We start from the raw sequence: 566 nt of genomic DNA, 5'->3' as shown, positions 1-566 counted from the left end.
AACATTCAACGTTGGATGTGTGGCAGCAGTAACCCGTTCACCTTAATGTTCATTGATATCGATAACTTCAAATCGGTCAATGACACTCACGGCCACGAATTTGGTGACGAAGTTCTAAAACAGATCTCGACTCGCCTTAACCACTTTTCGGGCGAAGGTCGGTTGATCGTCCGTGAGGCAAGCGACGAGTTCATCTTTATCGTTAATCGAACTGATGAAGAGACCATCAAAGATCTAGCAAGCGAGCTGATTCAAACGCTTTCCAAACCATATAACGTTAGCGATAACCAGTTTCTGCTCAGTTGCAGCATTGGGATTGCGTTCTACCCAATGCACGGCGACAACTTAGACGCGCTGCTGCTTTCTGCAGATATCGCCATGTATCAAGCGAAGAAACAGCGTAATGCGTACAGTCTGTTTAATCAGGAGATGCAAGCAAGTCATCTGCACAAGATGAAAGTCGAGCAACGTCTGAGGCTTGCGATTGAGAAGCAAACGCTGTTTATGGCTTATCAACCGCAGTTAAACATCAATGGCGAGATTTATGGTGTTGAGGCGCTTGTTCG

General features: G+C 45.9%; 1 protein-coding gene. It reads left to right on the top strand.

Going from position 1 to position 566, the window contains the following annotated elements:
• Nucleotides 1–566, top strand: a 566-nt coding sequence (locus R7R24_RS29260) for a diguanylate cyclase domain-containing protein (RefSeq protein ID WP_318120528.1), incomplete at both ends; no start/stop codon positions are given.

It is taken from the genome of Vibrio sp. 704 (assembly GCF_033339295.1).
This window is presented reverse-complemented; position numbering and strand designations above follow the sequence as displayed.